The following is a 2,595-nucleotide window of genomic DNA, read 5'->3' on the forward strand; positions in this document are numbered from 1 at the left end:
TGTCAACGCCGGTATAAAATGGGGCCAGGCACCGGTTTAAAAAGGGGCCAGTTGGTTCAGTCAAACAGCCTCGGATTGAGGCTGGGCACTATCGGCAGCGGGGAAGCGGCTGTAGCGGAGCGGAAGCCGATTTCCCGCTGCCGATAGCCGTTTTTGATTAAGGCATCTTGCTGCTCTCCTTGTCCTTCTGGCGCTTGCGGCTGCTGGCGAGCCGGAAGCTCTCGCCGTTCATCTCGAGGATGTGGACGTGATGGGTCAGGCGGTCGAGCAGGGCGCCGGTGAGGCGCTCGGAGCCGAACACTGATGTCCATTCGTCGAACGGCAGGTTGCTGGTTATGAGCGTGCTGCCGCGTTCGTAGCGCTGGCTGAGCACCTCGAACAGCAACTCGCCGCCAACGGCCGTGAACGGCACGTAGCCCAGCTCATCGAGGATCAGCAGCTTTACCGAAGCCAGATGCTTCTGAAGGGTGCGTAATCGGCGTTCGTCCCTGGCTTCCATGAGGTCATGCACCAGCGCTGCCGCTGTAGTGAATGCTACGCTGAGCCCTTTCTGGCAGGCGGCAAGGCCCAGTGCCAGGGCGGCGTGCGTCTTGCCGGTGCCGCTCGGCCCGAGCGCGATGACATTGCGCCGCCGCTCGATCCATTCCCCGCGTGCCAGTTCCAGCACAAGCGCCTTGTTCAGCGAAGGCTGGGCTGCAAAATCGAAGGTGTCGAAGCTCTTGGTGTGCGGGAATCTGGCCATGCGGATGCGGCGCTCGACCATCCGGCGTTCGCGATCGATCCGCTCGAGTTCGCACAGGCGCAGTAGATAGCGCGCATAATCGGCGCGGTCCTGCGCGGCCTCCAGGGCGACTTTCTCGTGCTCACGCACGAAGGTCGGCAGCTTCAGTGCCTTGAGGTGGTTGGCCAGCAGCACCGCTGGCGGCACGCTGGTCGAAGCCTGCTCCATGGCGGGCAGCGGCATCAGGTTCTCGGTCATGCTGCCGCTCCAGGAGCCGAAGCAGTCGTCCCGGACAGCAGGCCCAGATAACTGCGTGGATTGGTTCGCCCAACATGGGCGCGAGGCAGATGCGGATAGAGCTCCAGATCCAGACGCGGGGGGCGCTGCTCAAGGCGTGCCAGCGCAATCATCTTCACTGCATCAAAGCTGATCGCCCCCATCTCCAGCGCCCGCGCCACTGCCCATTCGACAAGGGTTTGCTCGAATTTCTCACATAGGCGCAGCACCTGAATGAACTCACGTCGACCTTCTTTGCCGCTGCGGGCCTCCATCAAACGACGGATACGGTGCATCGGTTCGGCCAGCACCCAGCCATCCAGCGGCGCAGCCTGATCCAGCGCGCGTGGCTTGCGCTCCAGTAGCGCCAGATAATGCAGCGGATTGGGGATGAAGTCTTCGCGTTCATAGCTGCGCGGGTGCACCGCAATCCGTTCCCCGCCGCAGATCACCTCAACCCTCTCGACATAGCCTTTTATCACCACCTCCTGGTGGGCGTAGGCGGTCGGCACCGAGTAATCATTGGTGCGGTAGCGCACGAGCGACATCGACGAGGCACGGCCCGTCACCATATGGCACGGATCGAACGCAGTCGCCGGCAACGCCATGAATGCCGCCAGGTCTGCCTCCATCCTTGTCGCTATGCTCTGCTCATTCCCGCGCAGCACAGCTTGACGGCGTTCCACGCATTGTTCGAGAAAGCGAGCGTTCATCGCATCAAAGCTCTCGGCCACCGGCATCGGCACCATGAAGTGACGCCGAACATAGCCAACCAATCCCTCGACCTTGCCTTTGTCATTGCCCTTGCCAGGGCGACCAAACTTGTCCTCGAACAGGTAATGGCTCTGCAGAGTGGAAAACATCCGGCTACGTTCACGCTTCCCGTCGCCCAGGATCTGCGCCACGGCCAGCTTGGTGTTATCGTACAGGATGGACTGCGGGATGCCGCCGAAGAAGGCGAACGCCGCCACATGGCCTTCACAAAAAGCCTCGGCTACTTCGGCCGGATACGCTTTGACAAACGGCGCATCGCTGTGCGGTAAATCCATGCAGAAATAGTGAAATCGCAGCAACTTGCCGCCGATGATCCCGTCCGCCTCGCCAAAGTCCACCTGGGCGTGACCCGGCTTGTGGCTTAGCGGAATGAACGCCTCGCGGCTGTGGAGCTTTGCGCTCGCCACATAATCGCGGACAATCGTGATGCCGCCAGCATACCCGTGCTCATCGCGAAGCCGCTCGAATATCCGAAACGCCGTATGGCGCTGCTTGAAATGCACCGTGCGATCCTCAACCAGTATCCGGTCAATGATCTCGGTGAACTCCGCAAGCTTGCGGCTGTAGCTCCTACCCGACCGCCCGTGCTGCGGCGGTTCCGGAAAGGTCAGCATCTTGTCCACCGTCTTGCGGTTGACGCCAAAATAACGCGCAGCACCCCGACGGCTCATCCCGTCGATCATCACCGCACGCCGGACCTTCTGATAAAGCTCCACTCTCTTCATCCTTCTCCTCCGCCCAAAAACGGAGGTTAGCAGGACTGGCCCCTTTTTATCCCGGTGCTCTCAGCCGACGGATGGCCCCTTTTATTACCGGTGTTCTCA

At 61.2% G+C, this 2,595-nt stretch carries 2 protein-coding genes; both read right to left on the reverse strand.

Features of this window, described 5'->3' with window-relative positions:
- Positions 1-157: 157 nt before the first annotated feature.
- The gene (gene istB / locus AB4Z00_RS26455; RefSeq protein WP_442047892.1) at positions 158-964 is read right to left on the reverse strand and encodes an IS21-like element helper ATPase IstB; all 807 of its coding nucleotides are present in this window, start codon (positions 962-964) and stop codon (positions 158-160) included.
- 11 nt (positions 965-975) lie between these two features.
- Positions 976-2,496, reverse strand: coding sequence for an IS21 family transposase (gene istA, locus AB4Z00_RS26460; RefSeq protein ID WP_442047891.1), 1,521 nt, complete (start codon positions 2,494-2,496; stop codon positions 976-978).
- Between the last annotated feature and the right edge of the window lie 99 nt (positions 2,497-2,595).

This window comes from Novosphingobium sp. YAF33 (assembly GCF_052113265.1).
Classification (GTDB): Bacteria; Pseudomonadota; Alphaproteobacteria; order Sphingomonadales; family Sphingomonadaceae; genus Novosphingobium.